The organism is Nocardia sp. NPDC006982 (assembly GCF_042869435.1).
Classification (GTDB): domain Bacteria; phylum Actinomycetota; class Actinomycetes; order Mycobacteriales; family Mycobacteriaceae; genus Nocardia.
Map to the genome: position 1 here is coordinate 1,472,178 of NZ_JBIAFV010000001.1, position 17,780 is coordinate 1,489,957.

The 17,780-nt window shown below is 65.3% G+C and carries 17 protein-coding genes; 8 read left to right on the forward strand and 9 right to left on the reverse strand.

All coding sequences use genetic code 11. From position 1 onward, the window contains the following. Positions 1–329: 329 nt before the first annotated feature. The 7 genes from ACFYOW_RS06635 to ACFYOW_RS06665 form a co-directional block, all read right to left on the reverse strand. Entirely contained in the window at positions 330–758 is a 429-nt protein-coding gene (locus ACFYOW_RS06635; RefSeq protein ID WP_387285126.1) for a tautomerase family protein, read from the reverse strand. 51 nt (positions 759–809) lie between these two features. Continuing rightward, on the reverse strand, positions 810–2,321 hold the full coding sequence (locus ACFYOW_RS06640) for a long-chain fatty acid--CoA ligase (protein ID WP_387285128.1): 1,512 nt from the start codon (positions 2,319–2,321) through the stop codon (positions 810–812). Between the two features lie 286 nt (positions 2,322–2,607). Then, positions 2,608–3,285, reverse strand: coding sequence for a DUF169 domain-containing protein (locus ACFYOW_RS06645; protein WP_387285130.1), 678 nt, complete (start codon positions 3,283–3,285; stop codon positions 2,608–2,610). A 25-nt stretch (positions 3,286–3,310) separates the two neighbouring features. Then, positions 3,311–4,891: a hypothetical protein gene (locus ACFYOW_RS06650; protein WP_387285132.1), complete on the reverse strand. Its 1,581-nt coding sequence runs from the start codon at positions 4,889–4,891 to the stop codon at positions 3,311–3,313. Between the two features lies 1 nt (position 4,892). Then, entirely contained in the window at positions 4,893–5,459 is a 567-nt protein-coding gene (locus ACFYOW_RS06655) for a hypothetical protein (RefSeq protein WP_387285134.1), read from the reverse strand. Positions 5,460–5,462: 3 nt separating this feature from the next. Next, positions 5,463–6,401, reverse strand: coding sequence for an alpha/beta hydrolase (locus tag ACFYOW_RS06660; RefSeq protein WP_387285136.1), 939 nt, complete (start codon positions 6,399–6,401; stop codon positions 5,463–5,465). 5 nt (positions 6,402–6,406) lie between these two features. Then, a complete protein-coding gene (locus ACFYOW_RS06665; RefSeq protein WP_387285137.1) occupies positions 6,407–7,381 on the reverse strand; it encodes an enoyl-CoA hydratase/isomerase family protein in 975 nt (324 codons plus the stop codon). 234 nt (positions 7,382–7,615) lie between these two features. Here ACFYOW_RS06665 and ACFYOW_RS06670 point away from each other — a divergent pair, with 234 nt between their 5' ends. The 4 genes from ACFYOW_RS06670 to ACFYOW_RS06685 all read left to right on the forward strand — a co-directional run bounded on the left by ACFYOW_RS06670 (position 7,616) and on the right by ACFYOW_RS06685 (position 10,963). Beyond that, complete coding sequence (locus ACFYOW_RS06670; RefSeq protein WP_387285139.1) at positions 7,616–8,314, forward strand: TetR/AcrR family transcriptional regulator; 699 nt, start codon at positions 7,616–7,618, stop codon at positions 8,312–8,314. 97 nt (positions 8,315–8,411) lie between these two features. Next, complete coding sequence (locus tag ACFYOW_RS06675) at positions 8,412–9,314, forward strand: SDR family oxidoreductase (protein WP_387285141.1); 903 nt, start codon at positions 8,412–8,414, stop codon at positions 9,312–9,314. 75 nt (positions 9,315–9,389) lie between these two features. Beyond that, positions 9,390–10,325 carry an NADP-dependent oxidoreductase gene (locus tag ACFYOW_RS06680; protein ID WP_387285143.1) on the forward strand — a complete coding sequence of 312 codons (936 nt, stop codon included), beginning with the start codon at positions 9,390–9,392 and terminating at the stop codon, positions 10,323–10,325. Between the two features lie 14 nt (positions 10,326–10,339). Then, a complete protein-coding gene (locus ACFYOW_RS06685) occupies positions 10,340–10,963 on the forward strand; it encodes a hypothetical protein (protein WP_387285145.1) in 624 nt (207 codons plus the stop codon). On the opposite strand, the gene ACFYOW_RS06690 is transcribed toward ACFYOW_RS06685, so the two are convergent. Further along, entirely contained in the window at positions 10,950–11,639 is a 690-nt protein-coding gene (locus tag ACFYOW_RS06690) for a TetR/AcrR family transcriptional regulator (RefSeq protein WP_387285146.1), read from the reverse strand. The genes ACFYOW_RS06685 and ACFYOW_RS06690 overlap by 14 nt on opposite strands. A gap of 161 nt (positions 11,640–11,800) precedes the next feature. Between ACFYOW_RS06690 and ACFYOW_RS06695 the strand changes: the two genes are divergently transcribed. From ACFYOW_RS06695 to ACFYOW_RS06705, 3 genes are read left to right on the forward strand one after another with little or no spacing between them, the layout of a single operon-like run. Then, entirely contained in the window at positions 11,801–12,766 is a 966-nt protein-coding gene (locus tag ACFYOW_RS06695; RefSeq protein WP_387285148.1) for an enoyl-CoA hydratase/isomerase family protein, read from the forward strand. Further along, a complete protein-coding gene (locus ACFYOW_RS06700; RefSeq protein ID WP_387285150.1) occupies positions 12,763–13,722 on the forward strand; it encodes an alpha/beta hydrolase in 960 nt (319 codons plus the stop codon). The genes ACFYOW_RS06695 and ACFYOW_RS06700 overlap by 4 nt, the downstream gene beginning before the upstream one ends. Before the next feature lie 11 nt (positions 13,723–13,733). Further along, entirely contained in the window at positions 13,734–15,257 is a 1,524-nt protein-coding gene (locus ACFYOW_RS06705) for a class I adenylate-forming enzyme family protein (protein WP_387285152.1), read from the forward strand. Positions 15,258–15,315: 58 nt separating this feature from the next. Here the strand turns inward: ACFYOW_RS06705 and ACFYOW_RS06710 are convergent, their stop codons facing one another. Further along, positions 15,316–15,900, reverse strand: coding sequence for a TetR/AcrR family transcriptional regulator (locus ACFYOW_RS06710; protein WP_387285154.1), 585 nt, complete (start codon positions 15,898–15,900; stop codon positions 15,316–15,318). 285 nt (positions 15,901–16,185) lie between these two features. On the opposite strand from ACFYOW_RS06710, the gene ACFYOW_RS06715 reads away from it, so the two are divergent. Further along, complete coding sequence (locus ACFYOW_RS06715) at positions 16,186–17,430, forward strand: NADH:flavin oxidoreductase/NADH oxidase family protein (RefSeq protein WP_387285156.1); 1,245 nt, start codon at positions 16,186–16,188, stop codon at positions 17,428–17,430. Positions 17,431–17,780 lie beyond the last annotated feature (350 nt).

A 17,780-nucleotide genomic window follows, 5' to 3' on the forward strand; every position in this document is an offset into this window, starting at 1 on the left:
GGCGAAATTCGCCGCCGCCAGCCGTTGCGCGACGGCGGTCAGCAGGTACGGGTCGCTGACCTTGGTGTTGAGGATTGCCAAGGCTCGCTGCAGGACCGTGTGCTGACCGAGCCGATAGGCGCGGACCAGAGCTCGAACCGGAACGCCGCGTTGGGCGAGGCGTCGGGCGATTCGCCGCGCAACTCCGCGATCTCGCTCGAAAGTCGTTGGTAGAGCTCGCGAATCAAGGCGGCGCGGTCATGGCTCAGTGCCGCGCCGACCTCTGCCACACAGGCGGCGACCTGTGTGGCGAGGTCCGTCGATCCCGGGTACCCCCTATGCGCGATCAGCTATTGGGTCGACAGCACATCGCCGAGTTCCTGCCTATGCTGTTCGATCCACTCCGCTTCCTCGCCGGGAGCGGGCATGATCAGCCCGGCCTCCATGATGGAAGTGGGATCCATCTCGTTGAGTCCGAGCAGCAGACTTCGGGCGTCCTGGCCGGTGATGGCGGTCCACGCCGCCGACAACCGGGTGAGCAGTTCGGCCCGCGATGTGCGATCCCGACCGGCCCGGATATTTCCGCTGATCACCGAAACCGTGTTGGGCTTACCGGCGGTGAAAAACGCCGACGGCTCGTATTCGACGAATACAACGTTGACGAATCCCCGAGGCGCGCCGGTGACCGAGGTATGAATGGCGGTGATTGCTTCGGCCAGCTCGGCGCGATGGTCCTCAGCCAGCGACCTCGCGGGAACCAGAACTTGATATAGCGGCATGGGCTTTCCTTTCGAATTGATCAGCGGCCGACCATAATTCCGCAAAGAGCGTCAGTGAATGGTCGATCCGCTGTGGTCGACATGCAGATTGATTTCGCGCTTGAGGATCTTTCCGGTCGGCCCCTTCGGCAAGGCGTCGACGATGTGGAGGTGCCGGGGGTATTTGTAGGCGGCGACGCGTTCCTTGACGAACTCACGCAGTTCGTCGGCGCCGACCGATGCGCCGGGCTTGAGGGCGACAGCTGCAGCGACCTCCTCACCGAGCTCGGCGTGCGCGACACCGACGACCGCCGCCTCGGCGACATCGGGGTGCTCGTAGAGCGCCTCCTCGACCTCGCGCGGGTAGACGTTGTAGCCGCCGCGAATGATCATGTCCTTCTTGCGGTCGACGATGAAGTAGTTGCCGTTCGCATCGATCCGGCCCAGATCGCCGGTGTGAAACCAGCCATCGGTGATCGCTTCGGCGGTCTCCTCATGCTTGTTCCAATAGCCCTTCATGATGTTGTCACCGCGAATCACGATCTCACCGACCGTGCCGTCGGCCACCTCGCCGCCCTCGTCGTCGACCACTCGCAGTTCGACGCCGCGGACCGGGGTACCGATGGAACCGGGTACACGGGGCCGATCGGGGTGATTGAAGCACGCGACGGGCGAGGTCTCCGATAGCCCGTACCCTTCGAGCACCACGCATCCGAACTGCTTCTCGAAGGCGTGCAGCACCTCCACCGGCAGCGCGGAGCCACCACTGACGCAGAGCCGCAGTGCGCCGAGGTCGATGTCGGCGGCACCCGGATGGTTCAGCAGCGCCGAGTACATCGTCGGCACCCCCTCGAAGACCGTCACCTGATCTCGAACCAGTAGCTCCAATGCCTTGGCCGGGTCGAACCGCGGCAGCAGCGTCAGCGTCGCGCCGACGCGCACGGCGGCGTTCAGTGCGCATGTCTGCCCGAATACATGGAACAGCGGTAGCCCGCCGAAGATCACGTCGTCTGCGGTCAGCTCGAGCAGGGTCTGTGTGCAGACGTCGACGTTGCTGCCCAGGTTGGCGTGGGTCAGCTCGGCGCCCTTCGGCAAGCCGGTGGTGCCGGAGGTGTACAGGATTACCGCGGTGTCATCGGGGCGGCGCTCGATCACCTCCTCGCGCGGCTCGATCGCCATCACTTGGTCGAGGAACTCGGCCGGAACAACCGGTATCGCGGTACTGCCCGCCTGCGTGGCACCCGCGGCGGCTTCGGCGGCGAAGTCCTGCCAGACGAATATCAGCTTGGCGCCGGAATCGCGCAGGTAGTAGGCAACTTCACGTTCCTTGAGCAAGGGGTTCATCGGTACCACAACCGCGCCCATCCGCAGGATGGCGTAGTAGAGAGCGGCGAAATGCGGGACGTTCGGGAGCATGATCGCGACCCGATCACCCGGCGCCACCTCGTATGCGGCCAGTAGCCCGCCGATGTGCTGACTGAGCGCCTCCAAGTGCCCGTAGGAAACGGCCGTCTCGTCGAGCCGAATCGCCACATGGTGGGGATGGTTATGGGCAGAGATCACGAGGTTTCCGGCGAGATTCATTTTCCGTTGCTTTCGTCGGGCGCCGAAGGTCCGGCTTCGGTACATATCGGCACGTCGCCCTCAGGCAAGCGCCCTGATAGAACTGCGTTCATAACTTCGTTATTAGAGGGTAGGCGATCCGCCACTTGGAGTCGAGTGTCTCGGTGCCGTCCGAGCACGAGCGCAATTCGATGATCAACCCGACCTGCTGACATCTCGGCGGTCACGTCCCAACGAACAATCGTTCGCACCGCAGGCGCGGCAGCAACCCATCGTCTTCGAAAATCACTGCCGGGATGACCGGCGCTCACGCCGGGCTGAAGTTGCTCGCCATATCGGCGGCCGCGAACTCGCTGACGGCACGGTCCGCGGCGGTCGAGGCCTCCAGCCGTTCGATGATCGATGCCAGCTCGACCGCCGGAAGCGGGCAGGTCAGCTCATCCTCGGGGAGGTTGGTTCGGGTCCGGCTCACCGCGCAGCCGGGGCTCACCGCGACCTGCCCGGCCTGGGCGAGTGGGACGATCACACACTGCGGCTTGCGGGCCAAGGTGAGATCGGGGACGGCACCGAGCAGGGTCATCAACGCCGTCGGCGACAGTTTGACCAGGACCACGTCCGGGTTTTCCGCCTCGGCCAGCGGTTGATAGGTGATCGAGGACGGACGGAACGGCAACGCCGCGGCGGCCATCAGGTCGGCCTCGCCGACCCAGCCGCTGCCCACCAGGGCCGCGGTGTCCGCGCCGGCGGCGGCCTGTTCGAGCGGGATCAGCCCATGGGTGTAGCTGCCGACGCTGCAATGGGCGTGATCGGCGGCGACAGTATCGAGACGTTGCCGCTGCGCCGGTGTCCAGAAACAGCATCCGGCCGGTTGCGCCGGGACCGGACCGGGCGCATCCGTGGTCGCATCGAAACTTACCGCGACAGGTGTTTCGGTGACGCCGAGAAGCTCGGACAAACGGCGGGCCAAAACGGCGTAGGTGCTCATGATCAGGGCCTTTCGGGAAGGGTTGTCATGCATAGGTGAGGCGGACCCGGTGGGTATCGATGTCGAGGTCGATGGCCACCGCACCGGGTTGTGAACGGCGCCAGGTGTCGAAGGGGCGGCCGTCGACCTCCAGCGAGACCGCCGCGTCGTGCGGCAGGTTGTCGACGGTGAACGAAGTCGGCGCTCCCCGTCGCGACGGGGTCGCGGCGAAGGTGTCGATTTCGAGCACTCGGCGCCGAATGTCGTTGTGGGTGCGTCGGATACCGATCAGCGGGTAGTCGAGGCCGCAGACGGTCGGCTCGTCGTACATGGTGGTGTTCGGGGAGTTGAAAACCCGGGACCAGGCGCCGGGTTCCGCGCATTCGATCATCATCATGGTGGCGTTGATCTGGCCGCGCGGCCACTGTTCGCCCAGCCCGCACCAGAACGCGAAGCGGCTGTCGTCTTGGCCGAAATACCTTGGCTCGAACTGACTTTCGGACACCGCGCGCAGGCGTTCCCAGGTGATGGTGTCACCGATTTCGCGCGCCATCCACAGGGCGATGGACAGCATCTGCGGGTCATCAGCCAACTGGACGACCGGCACTTTGGGGTTGTTCCAGCCCAGCTGGCGCATCGCCGATTCGTACAGTTCGATCCCGAGTTCGGGATCCTGCGGATAGATGTAGTGCACAAGGGTCAGCGCGCTGTAGCCGTTCACCGAGCCGGGGAAGGTCATCGTCGCGTTTTCGATCGGGTCGTAGAAGAGCGCCACCCAATCGATGCGACCTTGCCGGTCCCGTCCCATGTAGTGCTTCTTGGCGAATTCGATCCAATCCAGGAACGGTTCGTTGAGCGAGGTGTGCAGCACCGAGTCGTACATTTTGAGGCCCAGACCGGCCGCGGTCACACAAAACGGCCAGATCTTGGTGTTCTCGCAGTGCGGGCCTTGGGGTCGCGCCGCCATCTGGTCGGAGATGAACTTCGCCATCCGCTGGTGTGTCCAGGTGAATCTGCGGTTCTGGTATCCGGAAACCTCGAATGGAGTGGTTTGCCTCGACTGTCCCGAGACGTAGTGGCGCATGCCGAGCAGCAAATTGAGCCACCCACGATAAAACAGGTTTCCGTCGCAGCCGACCGGGTCGGGCTGCAGTCCCCATGGTTCGACGCCGTTGCCGGTCCAGCCGGGTAGGGCGTACCGACCACGCAGATGCTCGGGTACCACCATCAACCATTCAGGGGGATATTTGTCGACGTTGGGGTCGGGCCCGATAAGGGTGTTCCAGTCGATACCGCCCCAGAAGGTGACATAGCGGCGCGCCAGCTCGTCGAGGATGCGGGTATAGCCTTCCCGCCACGCCGGAGTCGCTTCCACCATCATCGGCAGCACGTAGCCCATCTCGGCGAGGTCGAAGCGCGGGAACGCGCACATCGGCGGCTCGCTGTAGCGATCCCACCACGGATGCGGCTCGCCCTGATCGGACCAGTCGTCGTCGGTCGTGGCCTTGTCCCACATGAACCTCAGCCAGCCCAGCGATCGGTCGTTGAGTCCGGCCGCGGCGGTTGTCGTCGTCATCGCATGGGTTGCGGGTGTCGTGGTCGTCGGCGTTGCTGCCAGCTGTGTCATCTCATGGCTCCGGCATAGGTTCGTCTGTGGTGCCGCGGACCATCCACAACGTGGACCTGGCTTTCCAGGCGGCCTTCCACTCGGGATCCAGGCGCACCACCGCAGGCTCGATGAGAATGGTCTCGTCCCCGCTCGCAGCGGGGTCGTGGGCGATGTAGGCATCGGGGATCCGGTGGCGGGGTCCACTCGTGGGCCCGATCTTGATGAACTTCCGAGTAAGGCCGAAGAACCACAGCAGTACGAAGGCACTGCCATGAATCTCGACTGTGCCCTGGTGATTTGCTTCGACCAGCTTGTCGACCGCCCTCGGGGAACTGAGAATGCGCAGCGCTTGCCGACTCGAGCCGATGTGCACCGCACAGTCGGCTGCGGCGGCATGGCCGGAATGTGATGTCGCCCGGCGCAATTGCGTATCGAAGATCCAGTGCCGGGCGACCCGGTCACCAGCGGACATCTCGAAGGTCAGCGAGCGGGTTATCTGCGACCGCACGGACGGCATGAACCGGGATCCCTGGGCGATGCACTGCCCGAGGAACCAGAGCAGCAGGCGCATGGCCGCGTTCGACATCGGTTACCGCACCGTCCCGATGACCGGCGCGGGTTGCAGGTGGCGAACCAAGAACGCGGTTTGCTCGGTCACTAACTGCTCGAATGCCTCCCCGAGGTAGAAATCGAAATGTCCTGCGTCGTACAGCCGAACATCGCCGCGCGGTGCCTGGCGGGCGTAGCGCTCGGTCTGCTTGGGCGGGGCGACCGAATCGGTTGCGCTGATGCAGATCAGGATCGGCGCAACGATGCGCTTGGCCGACCGACCGGGCCGATACCGGATCAGGCTCGTGACACTGCGGGCCGCGGCACGGTTGATCCACTGGAAGCCAGGAGGCAGCAGCGCGTGCATCCCGGGCAGCGCATCGGGTGCGTTCATGAGGGCCATCTCCCCCGGTGCCGCGGCGACCGGAACGCAGATCGGCTCCTCATCCCGCGCCGCCGCCACCAGATCGCGGGCCACAACGCGCAACAGCGCCAGCGTCTCCCCCAGCCCCAGACCGGCCGCCGATGCGAGTCCGTCGGTGAATGGGCACTGGGCGACCGCGGCACGAAGTTCCGGATGCCGGGCGGCGACCGAAATGGCATGTCCGCCACCGAGGGAACTCCCCCATACCGCGACCCGAGCCCGATCGACTTCCGGCAAGCTGACCGCGTACTCGAGCGCGGCGTCCCAGTCGGCGAGCTGCTTGCTCATCGACAACACCTGGCGTGGTGCGCCGCCGCTGTCACCGAGATGACGGTAGGTGAATACCAACACCGCCAGCCCGGCCGCGGCGAATCGCTCGGCGTAAGGCGCCAGCCCCATCTCCCGAGTGGCACCCAAACCGTGCCCCATCACAACCACGGGCACCGGCTTATCGACGGCAACATCCGGCAGGTACAGCCAAGCCGAGCAGAAGGAGTCGCCGGAGGGAAAATCCACGGTGCGGCGGCCGAATGCGTAAGGTGCTTTGCGAGACATTTCTTTCACTTCCTGGTTGTGGTATCGAGCGCGGCACTGCCGTGCCGTAGCGCCGCGTCATAGCCGCCGGGCCGATACAGCGGCAGCTCACCGCTCTCGGCGGTCTCACGCAGGTAGCGCAGCATGATCTCCTGTGCCTGTCGCTGCGGCAGCGATGCCAGGAATTCGGTGCGCTCGAGGTGCAGGCCCTCGGCCATCGACAGCGATCCCCCCACATTCACCGACCGCTTGATGGCGGCGATCGCCTCGGTCGGCCGTGCCGCGAGATGCATGCCGCGTTCGATCGCGCGATCCATGAGCCGATCGGCGGGGACGATCTCATCGATCGCCCCGATCGCCAGCGCTTCCTCGGCCGGGAACGGCTTGCCTTCCAAGATCGCGACCAGCGCGCGGTGTGCTCCGATGAGCCGAGGCAGGCGCTGGGTGCCACCGGCACCGGGCGCGAACCCGAGTAGCACCTCAGGATGCCCGATGAAATAGTCGCCTTCGGCCATCAATCGCAGGTCACAGGCCCACGAGATCTCCGCGCCCACACCGAGCACCGACCCGTTGAGTGCCGCGACGAAGATCGTGGAACTGGTGCTCATCCGCAGCAATGTCTCGTGCATGAGGTCGAGCTGGACGGCCCCGGTCAGCGGAGTCTTCCGGGCAATCCATCGGGTGAGTTTGTTCCGGCCGAATTGGTGGGCGATCCGCGCCACCACATTCGTGATACCTCGGCCGACCGGAGGGATGACCGAACCGTCTTCCTGCAGCCATCGCAGATCGGCATGGCTGATGAATCGGCTCGGGTGCGACCCGGCGAACACCACCACGCGAACCTCGGGATCGCGGTCGGCGCGCTCGACGAGATCGAACAGTTCGGGAGCATCCTCGCGGCCGAACAGGCCCAGCTCATTGCGGGCGAAAAGCGCGACGATCACTCCGCCGTCGAGTTTCTCGATCTGGATGCGTTGCGTCCCGGGACGTGGCTGCGACATGGCGCCGACTCCTATCCGATCTGGGAAACCACACCTGAGACAGGTGCGAGAACGAAGTTTGGAACTTCGTTATGAACTTCGTTATGGGGACAATAGTGCACTAGGTCACATTGGACAAGACTCATGATCGCCGACTCATTCTTCGTCGTTCCTCGCCGAGTCGAACTGGGCGAATGCCCGGTAGCCTCGTTTCACCAACCCAAAGCTGTCCGAACCTGGAGGTGAGCGGCTCCGATGCCGAAGCCAAGCAAAGAAGCCGCCACTCGATTGACTGCCGATCAGATCGCCGAACGGCTGGTCGAGGCGGCCACGCGACTGCTCGCCGAGAAGGGGCCTTCGCAGATCAAGGCTCGCTCGGTGGCCGAGGCCGCGCAAGTATCGACGATGGCGGTGTACTACCACCTCGGCGGAGTGCCCGAGCTACTCCAAGGCGTCGTCGATAAGGGATTCCGGGATCTGGGCCGGGCGCTCGTCGCAACGCCTCCGAGCGATGATCCGGTCACGGACCTGTTCGCTATGGCGTTGACCTACCGCAGTTTCGCACAGGACAATCCCCACCTGTACGACTTGATGTTCGGACTCTCGACCCGCGGAAGCTATCGACCACCCAAAGCCTCGAACTCCCAGAGCAGACGATCCGACGAATTCCAGGCCGCCTACGCACATCTGGTCCAGGCATGCGCCCGGCTCGCGCACAGCGGCCGCCTGCGCGGCAACGCGGATCCCGACGTCGTAGCCACCCAACTCTGGAGCTGCGTGCACGGATTCATCACGCTGGAATTGGGCGATTACTTCGTCCAATTCTCGGACCCCGTGCGCCAGGTCTTGCAACCGATGACAGTGAATCTGCTGGTCGGTTTCGGCGACACCGCCGAGTCGGCGAATGCCTCCGAAACCGCGGCGGCCCGCTCGATGAGCAGCGACCCCGCGTAGGCGCGCACGACCACAACCCGGCACAACATCGAAAGACGGCGCTCGATCACCGCTGCTCACTCTTGCCTTCCGCCTATAACGAAGTTATCCTCGGTTGATGCAACGAAGCTTGGCAGGTCGACGACTGGTAGTTACCGGAGCCGCACGCGGCATCGGGGAAAAGGTGGCACGCCTTGCCGCCGCCCGCGGCGCACGCGTGGCCTTGATCGGACTCGAGCCCGACAAATTGCGCGCGCTGGCCGCCGACCTAGGGCCCACCGCCTGCTGGCGGGAGGCCGACGTGCGCGACGGCACCGCACTGCGGTCGGCGATCGATGACTGCGCCGAAATCATGGGCGGCATCGACTTCCTTGTCGCCAACGCGGGGGTGGCGGCCTACGGGACCGTGCGGCAGATGGATGAGGCATCGTTCGATCGCGTACTGGACATCAACCTGAACGGCGTCTTTCGAACCCTCAAGCACACAACGCCGCACCTAGAGCGCACCCGAGGTCACGTACTGGTCATCGCGTCCGCGCTGTCGTTCATGCCCCTCGCCGGATTGGCCTCCTACGGTGCGAGCAAGGCCGGAGTCGAAATGCTCACCCTGGCCTACCGCCAAGAGGTGGCGCACCTCGGTGTCACGGTCGGCGTGGTCCACCCCTCATGGATCGACACGGACCTTGTCCGAGGCGCCGACGCGGACCTGCCCTCGTTCCAGGGCATACGCAAAAAGCTGCCCTATCCGGGCAACGTCACCACGAGCGTCGACGAGGCGGCCGGCGCGATCGTCGACGGACTCGCGCGCCGTCGTGCCCGCGTGTACGTACCGCGCGCGGTCGGCGTGGCCAACTGGGCGAAGGGTGCCGTGAACTCACCGCTGACCTGGCGTTGGGCCAGGCGCTTCGCCGCCCAACTGGTTCCGAACCTGGAGCGTGAGGTCGAGGCACTGGGACGACACGACCAGCTCACGCCGGGAATCGACAACAAGCCCACTACCGAAGTCCGACAAACCAAATGACGGCACACCCGGCCGATGCGTCGGTTCGGCGACGACACCATCCGGCACGACTCGCGTGACCATCAGGAGACAGACATGAACGACACGATGCAGGCCATCAGCCAGCACGAGCTCGGCGGACCCGACGTGCTCCAGCGCGTCACCCTGCCGATCCCGGCGCCTGGCATCGGCGAGGTCGTCGTCCGAGTACACGCCGCCGGCGTCAACCCGGTCGACGCGTTGGCTCGCCAGAGCGGCCTGTTCGTCAGCGAGCTGCCGTTCGTGCTCGGTTGGGATATCTCGGGCCACGTGGTGGCAGTGGGCCCGGGTGTGACCGTGCATCAGCCCGGCGACGAGGTGTTCGGCATGCTGCCATTCCCGCACGGCCACGGCGCCTACGCCGAGTACGCCGTCGCTCCGGCCCGCGTGCTCGTCCCGAAACCGCAGCGTCTCGATCATATCCAAGCCGCCGCCCTCCCCTTGGCTGGTCTCACCGCTTGGCAGGCCCTCGTTGATACGGCTCGCATCGACCAAGACAGTCGCGTATTGATCAACGGTGCGGCTGGCGGTGTCGGACATCTCGCGGTGCAGATCGCGAAAACCCGTGGCGCACATGTCATCGCATTGGCTTCGGCACAGGACGCCGACTTCGTCGCCGTAGTGGGCGCCGACGAGGTGATCGACTACACCACGACCGATTTCACCCAAGCCGTCAAGGAAGTCGACGCCGTCCTCGAGGTCATCGGCGGCGACTACCCCGCCAAGGCCTTGGAAGTTCTCAAACCCGGCGGCATCCTGGTTTCGACTTTGCCTCCCACCGTCGCTGCGCTGGAAAAGGATGCGGCCGCGCGCGGCATCCGGGTGGCCGGGCTATTCGTCGAGGCCGACCGGCTCGGCATGACCGCCCTGGCCGAGTTCGCCGCCACCGGCGAACTCATCCCCGCTGTCGCCGCGACCTTTCCCCTCGAGCAGGCCGCTGCCGCCCACGCCACCAAGAGCGGACCCGGCAAGACCGTACTCACCCTGGCCTGACGCTTGCACTGGAAATGACCGACCCGAACTGTCCTACAACCCCGCCATCGGCAATCGCGACTCCGATCAGTGATCGCTGGGCCGAGCTGCATGCCGCCGCGGTCAACGTTCTGACCGACGCGGTGCGGCATGAGCCACGCGGCGAACCCATCGACTTCGGCGAATTCCTGGCCAGTGTTCTGGAAACCGTGGCCGCCAACGTCGGCAGCGTCGCCCGGCTCGTCGCGGAACGATCGGACAGCGACGAGGCGGCTTGGATCCATAGCCTCGCCGGTGGGGAATCGGCCACCCCAGAATGGCTCGCGCCGGGTCGAACGGAGCCCGTCGTCGTACCACTCGATATCTGGGACATTTTCGGCAACAACGGAATTGGAGAATCCGACGGTCCGCTCTCGAAGACACTGCAGCGATATCAGCGTTACACTGCGGCGTTCGAAGCGGCGGTAGTCGTCGAGAGCGCGCGGCTCGGCCTGACCGTACCGGTGACAGTGCAGACCATCACCGATCCCGAGATGGCATCGCGAGCCCCTGACGGCGCGGATGCCATCGCCGACCGGCTACGGGATTACGCGATCGAGGCCGCGGCGAGGGTCCTACTCACCGAGGGCAGTTCCACCGACGGAGTTACCGAGGATTGATCGAGTCGTAGAGGCGCAAGGCCGCCTCATGCGAGACCTGAGCCCGACCCCGCTCGTCTCCTAGGCCGACCGAAAAGTTGACACCCATCGGCAGCATCACCTGCACAACCGCGTCGCTGAAGTCGGCGAAGTGCTCGGCCAATTCGAGGGTGATATAGCCGTGCACATAACTCCACAACTGAGCGGCGACCACCCCGGGTTCCTGCTGCTCGACCCGGCCCGAGTCCACAAGCCGTTGGCACGCTTCGACCATGTGCGCGTAGGCGTTTCGGAAGGCAGGAGACCGCCCGCTGAAACGAATATCGGAATCCCCCATCGGCCGGTATGTCGCGCGCGTGGACAGACCGAACATCAGGTCATAGAGGTGCGGGTTCTCGCGGGCGACCTGTCGACATGTCAACGCCAACGTGAAGAGATCTGCGATCGGATCCGCCGTCACCGACATTTGGGAAAACGCCCTGTCGAGTTCCTCGAATCCCCGATCGACGACGGCTCGGACGAGCTCCGGGATCCCGCCGAAGTGACTGTAGACCACCATCGTCGAGAGCCCGGTCGCCGACGCCACCGTGCGCGCTTTGATGGCCGAGGGCCCCTGCTCGGCCAGCAGACCGATCGTCGCTTTGACGAGGCGGTCCGGCACGCTTTCGATCGTCGAATCCTCTGACACATTCCTCATATTTCCACCTGACTCCACACCACCCGGGCCCCGAGCCCGCTCGGATGGCTCTTGCCACACATCCTGTAACTTCGTTATAGTAGTCGTGTAACTTCGTTATTGGCAGCGTGGCCAGGCATCCGCTCGCCGATCCCGATCAACTCACCACGGAGGCAGAGTCGATGAGACATCACAGCAAGGGGCACCTCGATATCGAGGATCGCGGCTCCGTTTTGATCGCGCGCGTCGACGGCGGGCCGCACGGGTTGTTCGGCCTCGAGATCTCCAACCAACTAGAAGCGTTGGTGGACCGAGCCGACCGCGACCCGAGCGTGCACGCGGTCGTCTTCACCGGGGCACATCCCGAACGGTTCGTCAGCCATGCCGATGTCCGCTGGCTGCAGGAGGGCGGCGCCGCGGTGCCCCCGGTCAACCGACTCGGCGCCTCCGTCCTCGCACGTACCGCCAAGAATGTCGACCGGGCCCGCCTGGGTCCCCTGGTGAACCGCACCCCGATGGGGCCCGCGGTCGAGCTCGAGCGCCTGCACACGACATTCCTGAAGATGAACCGCAGCGGCGTCATATTCGTCGCCGCCCTCAACGGTTCGGCTCTCGGCCTCGGGGCGGAGTTCGCCTGGGCGAACGATCTTCGGGTGATGGCCGACGGTGATTTCTTCATCGGCCAACCGGAGGTCCTCCTCGGCATCATGCCGGGCGGTGGTGGCAGCCAGCGGCTGACTCGCCTGATCGGCACCCACAAGTCCTTGGTCGCGATCCTCGAAGGTAAGCCGTTCACGCCCGCGCAGGCCCTGGCCAACGGGGCCGTCGACGACGTGGTCCCCCAGGACCAAGTCGTCACGCGCGCGGTCGAACTCGCAGAACATTTCGGCTCTCGGACCAAGGGATCGGTCGAGGCCATCAAGCGGGCGGTGTATTTCGGCGGGTCGATGTCGTTGACGGACGGCCTGCACGTCGAGCGCACCGAATTCCTCGCCACCGCGCTGTCGAACGAAGGGCAGCAACTGATGCTCGACTACATGGAGAGCACCGAATCCAACGGTGAGCTCCCCCTCTACAACCCGGACATCTACAAGCGAGCGCTCGAACTGGGCACGGTGCCCGGGCGTCGCTCGACGAACGGACGATGACACCAGCCATGGCCGCCAAGAAGCCCTTCACCCGTCAAGACGTCTATTTCTCCTCCGGCACCAGCACCTGCTCGGCATGGCTCTACCTCCCCACCGGTGTCACCTCGCCACCGGTGGTCGTCCTCGGGCACGGTCTCGGCGCGACCCGCGAAATGCGGCTGGACGCCTTCGCCGAACGTTTCGCCAAGGCCGGAATCGCCTGCTTGGCCTTCACCTATCGGCACTTCGGCGACAGTGGCGGCCAACCTCGCCAGCTGTTGTCGATCAAGAAGCAGTTGGAAGACTGGGATGCCGCCATCGACTATGTGCGGGCCCGTCGTGACGTCGACGGCGCACGAATTGCGGTGTGGGGCAGCTCCTTCGGTGGTGGCCACGCCATCACCGTCGCTTCGCGCCACCCCGAACTGCGCGCGGCCGTGGCCCAGTGCCCGTTCACCGACGGTTTGGCCTCCGCGCTCGCCCTGGGCCCGATCGCGTCACTCAAGCTCGCTCCGGTACTGGCCCGGGACCTGACCGCTATGGCCCTCGGCCGCCCGCCAGTGACAATCCCCCTCGCCGCGTCCCCCGGTTCGCTCGCTCTGATGAACGCCCCCGACGCACTTCCCGGCTACGAGGCACTGATTCCCCCAGGGACGACATTCGTGAACGAGGCGGCGGCGCGGGTCATTCCGACCATCGCAGCATACCGGCCCGGGCGGGCGGCGAAAGACATCACCATCCCAATCCTGTTCTGCGTCAGCAACACCGACACCGTCACCCCGCCCGCGCAGACCCTCCGATACGCGCGCACCGCGCCCCGGGGGGAGATCAAGACCTACGACGCCGGACACTTCGACTTCTACCTCGGCGATGCTTTCGAGGCGTTGGTCACGGATCAGATCGAGTTCCTTACCCGCCACCTCGCCCCGGCACCCGTCATTTCGATTCCGGTACCGGATCGCGCCACATCGAGGTAGGGACGCTCGCGATGAATTTTGCTTCTCTGCCCGACCGCCGCGCCGAACTGGATCCGCGTGGGCCCGCGCTCTCCGACGGCTCGCAGTCGCTCACCAATGCCGAGCTGCTGGACCGCGTCCGAGCCGCATCTGAGCACCTTCGATCGCTCGGGATCGGCCCCGGCGATGTCGTGGCTCTCCAGTTGAAGAACCGAATCGAGTTCGTACTGCTGTTGTTCGGTGCCTGGCGGCTGGGCGCCACCATCACACCCGTCAATCCGAGCCTGACCGACAACGAGGTGGTTCGGCAGCTCGACGACTCGGGCGCCCGCCTGCTCGTGGTCGAGGACGACATCACACCGGCGGGCGGCATCACCACGCTCACCGTGGGCGATCTGTACACCGGCGCCGTCAGCTCGGGTCTCGCATCAGAGCCTTCGTCCGCGTTGGACCTGCTGTATCAAACCGCGGTGGAGTGGATTCAACAGCCGCAGGTCGACTCGTCCGCGCTGGCTCTGCTCATCTACACGAGCGGCACGACGGGCGTTCCGAAGGGCGTAATGCTCGACCACGCCAATATCGACGCCATGGCGGCTATGGGCGTCGAGTCACTGAGCGTCGGACCGACCGACCGGTGCCTGCTGATCCTGCCGCTGTTCCACGTCAACGGGATCGTGGTCAGCATCCTCACGCCGCTGCTCGCCGGTGCGAGTGTCGTCATCGCGGGCCGGTTCGATCCCCGAACCTTCTTCGACCTCGTCGAATCCGAGCGTCCGACCTTCTTCAGCGGCGTGCCGACGATCTACAGCATTCTCGCCGCGCTTCCGGACAGTGTCCGGCCGGACACATCGTCGTTGCGTTTCGGAATCTGCGGCGCGGCACCGGCTTCTGCCGAGTTGCTGACCCGGTTCGAGGCTCGGTACGGGTTCCCCCTCATCGAAGGCTACGGCCTGTCCGAAGGCACATGCGGCACCACCATCAACCCGCTCGCGGGCCCTCGCCGAGCCGGGACCGTGGGAATTCCCTTCCCAGGGCAGGAGATTCGCATCGTCGACGACTCCGGCACCGAGGTGGCGCCGGGCATGGACGGTGAGCTGGTGGTCCGAGGTCCCAACGTCATGCGGGGTTACCTCGGCCGTCCGGACGAAACAGCCCGTGTCATTGTCGACGGCTGGTTGCATACCGGTGACGTCGGCCATGTCGACGCGGACGGTTATCTGACACTGGTCGGGCGATCGAAAGACATGATCATCCGCGGTGGCGAGAACATCTACCCCAAGGAGATCGAGGACGTCCTGGTCGGCGACTCGTCGGTCCTCGAGGCCGCCGTGATCGGCGTACCCGACGAAAAATGGGGAGAGATCGTCGTCGCCTACGTGCAGCCACGACCGGACTCGACGATCGATCCCGCCGCGCTGAAAGCACTGTGCGCCGAGCAGCTCACGCCCTACAAGCGTCCTACCACGTTCGTCGTGGTGGACGCCATCCCGAAGAACGCGGTCGGCAAGATCGACAAGGTCTCGCTACGGACAACCCACGCCGCAGCCGGGGCGTAGCCTTTCGTTCTCACAGGCTACTTCGACGATGACCCGCTGCGGGAGCTCCTGCGGCGGGTCACTCTTTATGCGCCGCGCCCAACAGCGCCAGGGCATTCCGGATGCCCTGGTCCAGCAGGTCGTCGGCGAGCCGACGATCGTCGACGGCGCGGGAAAGCTGCAGTGTCCCGGCCATCATGGCGAAAACACCGAGCACCTGCACGCGTGCCGATCGCGGATCATCCGGCGACAGCAGAGCCGCGATGTCATCGATGACTACCAACACGCCGTCGGTGTACACCCGCCTCGTCGCATCCGAGCAACGCCCGATCTCATCGAGCAGCGCAGCCGAGGGACAGCCGTCCGCGCGACTGTCGCGGTGGTCCGGCGAAAGATACCAACGGACGAACTGCTCCAGTCCGGCTCGGTCTCGCACCTGTGCACCGATGCTCGCCCTCTGCTCGCGCAGCTGATCGGCTACCGCGTTCGCGACCAGATCCTCTTTGGACGCGAAATGCGCATAAAAGGCGCCGTTGGTGAGCCCCGCATCTTTCATCAGAGTGGCGACCCCCGAGCCATCGATGCCGCTGCGCTTGAACCGACGACCGGCCGCCTCGATGATCCGACGCCTCGTCGCTTCCTTGTGCTCACTCCCGTAGCGCATCCCACACACTCCTTCGACGCCAGGACAACCATTTTGCCCCTGGCCGCTCCCACTGGATTATATTATGATCGTAATTCAATGCGCACAGGTGTCGATCGGCGCGAGCAAGCCAGCAGGGCTTATCCGCAAGGCAGATGAGGTGGGCGACCACCTGACACCGCGCAACCCTTTGTCCAGCCGAACCGCAGGTTCGACCCGAACCCTACAAAAGCCATCAGCTAGGCCGCGCCTCTATCCGCGCAAAAGAACCCGGCTCGAGGCCGACCAGCCGAAAGGAATACCTCTATGAGCTCCCTACACGACCCGCTGACACTGCCCTGTGGCCAGGTGCTGCCCAATCGGATCATGAAGGCCGCGTTGAGCGAAGCGCTGGGCAATAACAAGAACTCGCCCGACGGCCGCCTGGAACAGCTCTACGCGACCTGGAGCCAAGGTGGGTACGGCTTGCTCATCACCGGCAATGTCATGGTCGATCGCACGCAACTCGGGGAGCCCGGCAACGTCGTCATCGAGGATGAGCGCGATCTCGACGCACTGACCCGCTGGGCCAAGTCGACGAAGGATGCGGGTGTCCCGATCTGGGTGCAGCTCAACCACCCGGGACGGCAGTCGAACCCGCTCGCTCTCGGGCACACCCCCGTCGCCCCCAGCCCGATCCCGCTCAACATGCCCGGCGCAACTACACCCCGTGAGCTGACGCCCGCCGAGATCGAGGACATCATCGAGCGTTTCGCGGCTGCGGCAGTTGTGTGCGAGACCGCGGGTTTCGACGGCGTGCAGGTGCACGGCGCGCACGGATACCTTGTGGCACAGTTTCTTTCGCCGTTGTCGAACCAACGCGACGATGACTGGGGCGGTGACCCCGAACGACGCATGCGCTTCGCACTCGAGGTCGTGCGCCGCATCCGCGCGCGGGTGTCCCCGGGTTTCGCGGTGGGCATCAAGCTCAACTCTGCCGACTTCCAGCGCGGCGGGTTCACCGAGGAAGAGTCCCGCGACGTCATCGCGGCATTGGCGCGCGAGGGCCTCGATCTGATCGAGGTCAGCGGTGGCAGCTACGAGGAGCCGGCCATGATGGGCACGGCCGCGGCCAGTACCCGGGCTCGGGAGGCCTACTTCCTGGAGTACGCCCGGACGGTTCGCGCCCTCGTCGGCGACATCCCGCTGGCGGTCACCGGCGGTTTCCGGTCCCGCGCCGCGATGGACGATGCGGTCCACTCCGGAGAGTGCGATGTGGTCGGCATCGGCCGACCGACCGCGACGACGACCGACGCCGCCGACGTGATCCTCGCGGGGCGAGCACCAGCCCTCACCGCGCATCGGGTGCAAGCCGGTATGCGCGGCGTCCTCGGCAAGGTCACCGATCTCAAGGGACTCGACGGATTCCTCGACCTCGGCTGGCACACCGACCAGTTGCATCGTGTGGGCGCCGGTCTGGCGCCGGATCTGAATCGGGGACGCATCGCCACCGCTCTCGCGCTGCTTCGCCGGAACGGCCGGGCGTCTTTCGGAAGCAAGCGCGGCCTCTAGCCAGCGCTCGTACTCGCCGACAGCGATGCCGAAGCAGACGAAGTACTGGCCGATGGCATCTCCAGGCAGGGCTTGCCGTGGACATCACGACGCAATACCCGCAGCCGGCGGCCTGACACCAGCACCGAACAAGTCGAAACCCTAGCTGCGACAAAGGAGTTGCTGTGCTCGGCAGACAGAGCAGGTCGTCACTCGCCGGGAAAGTCGCCGTCATCACCGGCGGCGCGAAAGGCGTGGGCGCCGCGGTCGCGCAGCGCCTGATCGATAAGGGCGCAGCCGATCGAGTTCGCCGCTCTGCTGGGTCGGGAACTGGACGGGTACCTGCCGCCGCCCGCATTCGTCTAGCCTCG

Excerpts from the sequence above, each read along its gene's own strand:
- ACFYOW_RS06635 (WP_387285126.1), bottom strand. The coding sequence starts at position 758 with ATGCCGCTATATCAAGTTCTGGTTCCCGCGAGGTCGCTGGCTGAGGAC.
- ACFYOW_RS06650 (WP_387285132.1), bottom strand. The coding sequence starts at position 4,891 with ATGACACAGCTGGCAGCAACGCCGACGACCACGACACCCGCAACCCAT.
- ACFYOW_RS06695 (WP_387285148.1), top strand. The coding sequence starts at position 11,801 with ATGAGACATCACAGCAAGGGGCACCTCGATATCGAGGATCGCGGCTCC.
- ACFYOW_RS06705 (WP_387285152.1), top strand. The coding sequence starts at position 13,734 with ATGAATTTTGCTTCTCTGCCCGACCGCCGCGCCGAACTGGATCCGCGT.
- ACFYOW_RS06710 (WP_387285154.1), bottom strand. The coding sequence starts at position 15,900 with ATGCGCTACGGGAGTGAGCACAAGGAAGCGACGAGGCGTCGGATCATC.
- ACFYOW_RS06660 (WP_387285136.1), bottom strand. The coding sequence starts at position 6,401 with ATGTCTCGCAAAGCACCTTACGCATTCGGCCGCCGCACCGTGGATTTT.
- ACFYOW_RS06645 (WP_387285130.1), bottom strand. The coding sequence starts at position 3,285 with ATGAGCACCTACGCCGTTTTGGCCCGCCGTTTGTCCGAGCTTCTCGGC.
- ACFYOW_RS06700 (WP_387285150.1), top strand. The coding sequence starts at position 12,763 with ATGACACCAGCCATGGCCGCCAAGAAGCCCTTCACCCGTCAAGACGTC.
- ACFYOW_RS06715 (WP_387285156.1), top strand. The coding sequence starts at position 16,186 with ATGAGCTCCCTACACGACCCGCTGACACTGCCCTGTGGCCAGGTGCTG.
- ACFYOW_RS06690 (WP_387285146.1), bottom strand. The coding sequence starts at position 11,639 with ATGAGGAATGTGTCAGAGGATTCGACGATCGAAAGCGTGCCGGACCGC.
- ACFYOW_RS06685 (WP_387285145.1), top strand. The coding sequence starts at position 10,340 with ATGACCGACCCGAACTGTCCTACAACCCCGCCATCGGCAATCGCGACT.
- ACFYOW_RS06675 (WP_387285141.1), top strand. The coding sequence starts at position 8,412 with ATGCAACGAAGCTTGGCAGGTCGACGACTGGTAGTTACCGGAGCCGCA.
- ACFYOW_RS06640 (WP_387285128.1), bottom strand. The coding sequence starts at position 2,321 with ATGAATCTCGCCGGAAACCTCGTGATCTCTGCCCATAACCATCCCCAC.
- ACFYOW_RS06670 (WP_387285139.1), top strand. The coding sequence starts at position 7,616 with ATGCCGAAGCCAAGCAAAGAAGCCGCCACTCGATTGACTGCCGATCAG.
- ACFYOW_RS06665 (WP_387285137.1), bottom strand. The coding sequence starts at position 7,381 with ATGTCGCAGCCACGTCCCGGGACGCAACGCATCCAGATCGAGAAACTC.
- ACFYOW_RS06680 (WP_387285143.1), top strand. The coding sequence starts at position 9,390 with ATGAACGACACGATGCAGGCCATCAGCCAGCACGAGCTCGGCGGACCC.
- ACFYOW_RS06655 (WP_387285134.1), bottom strand. The coding sequence starts at position 5,459 with ATGTCGAACGCGGCCATGCGCCTGCTGCTCTGGTTCCTCGGGCAGTGC.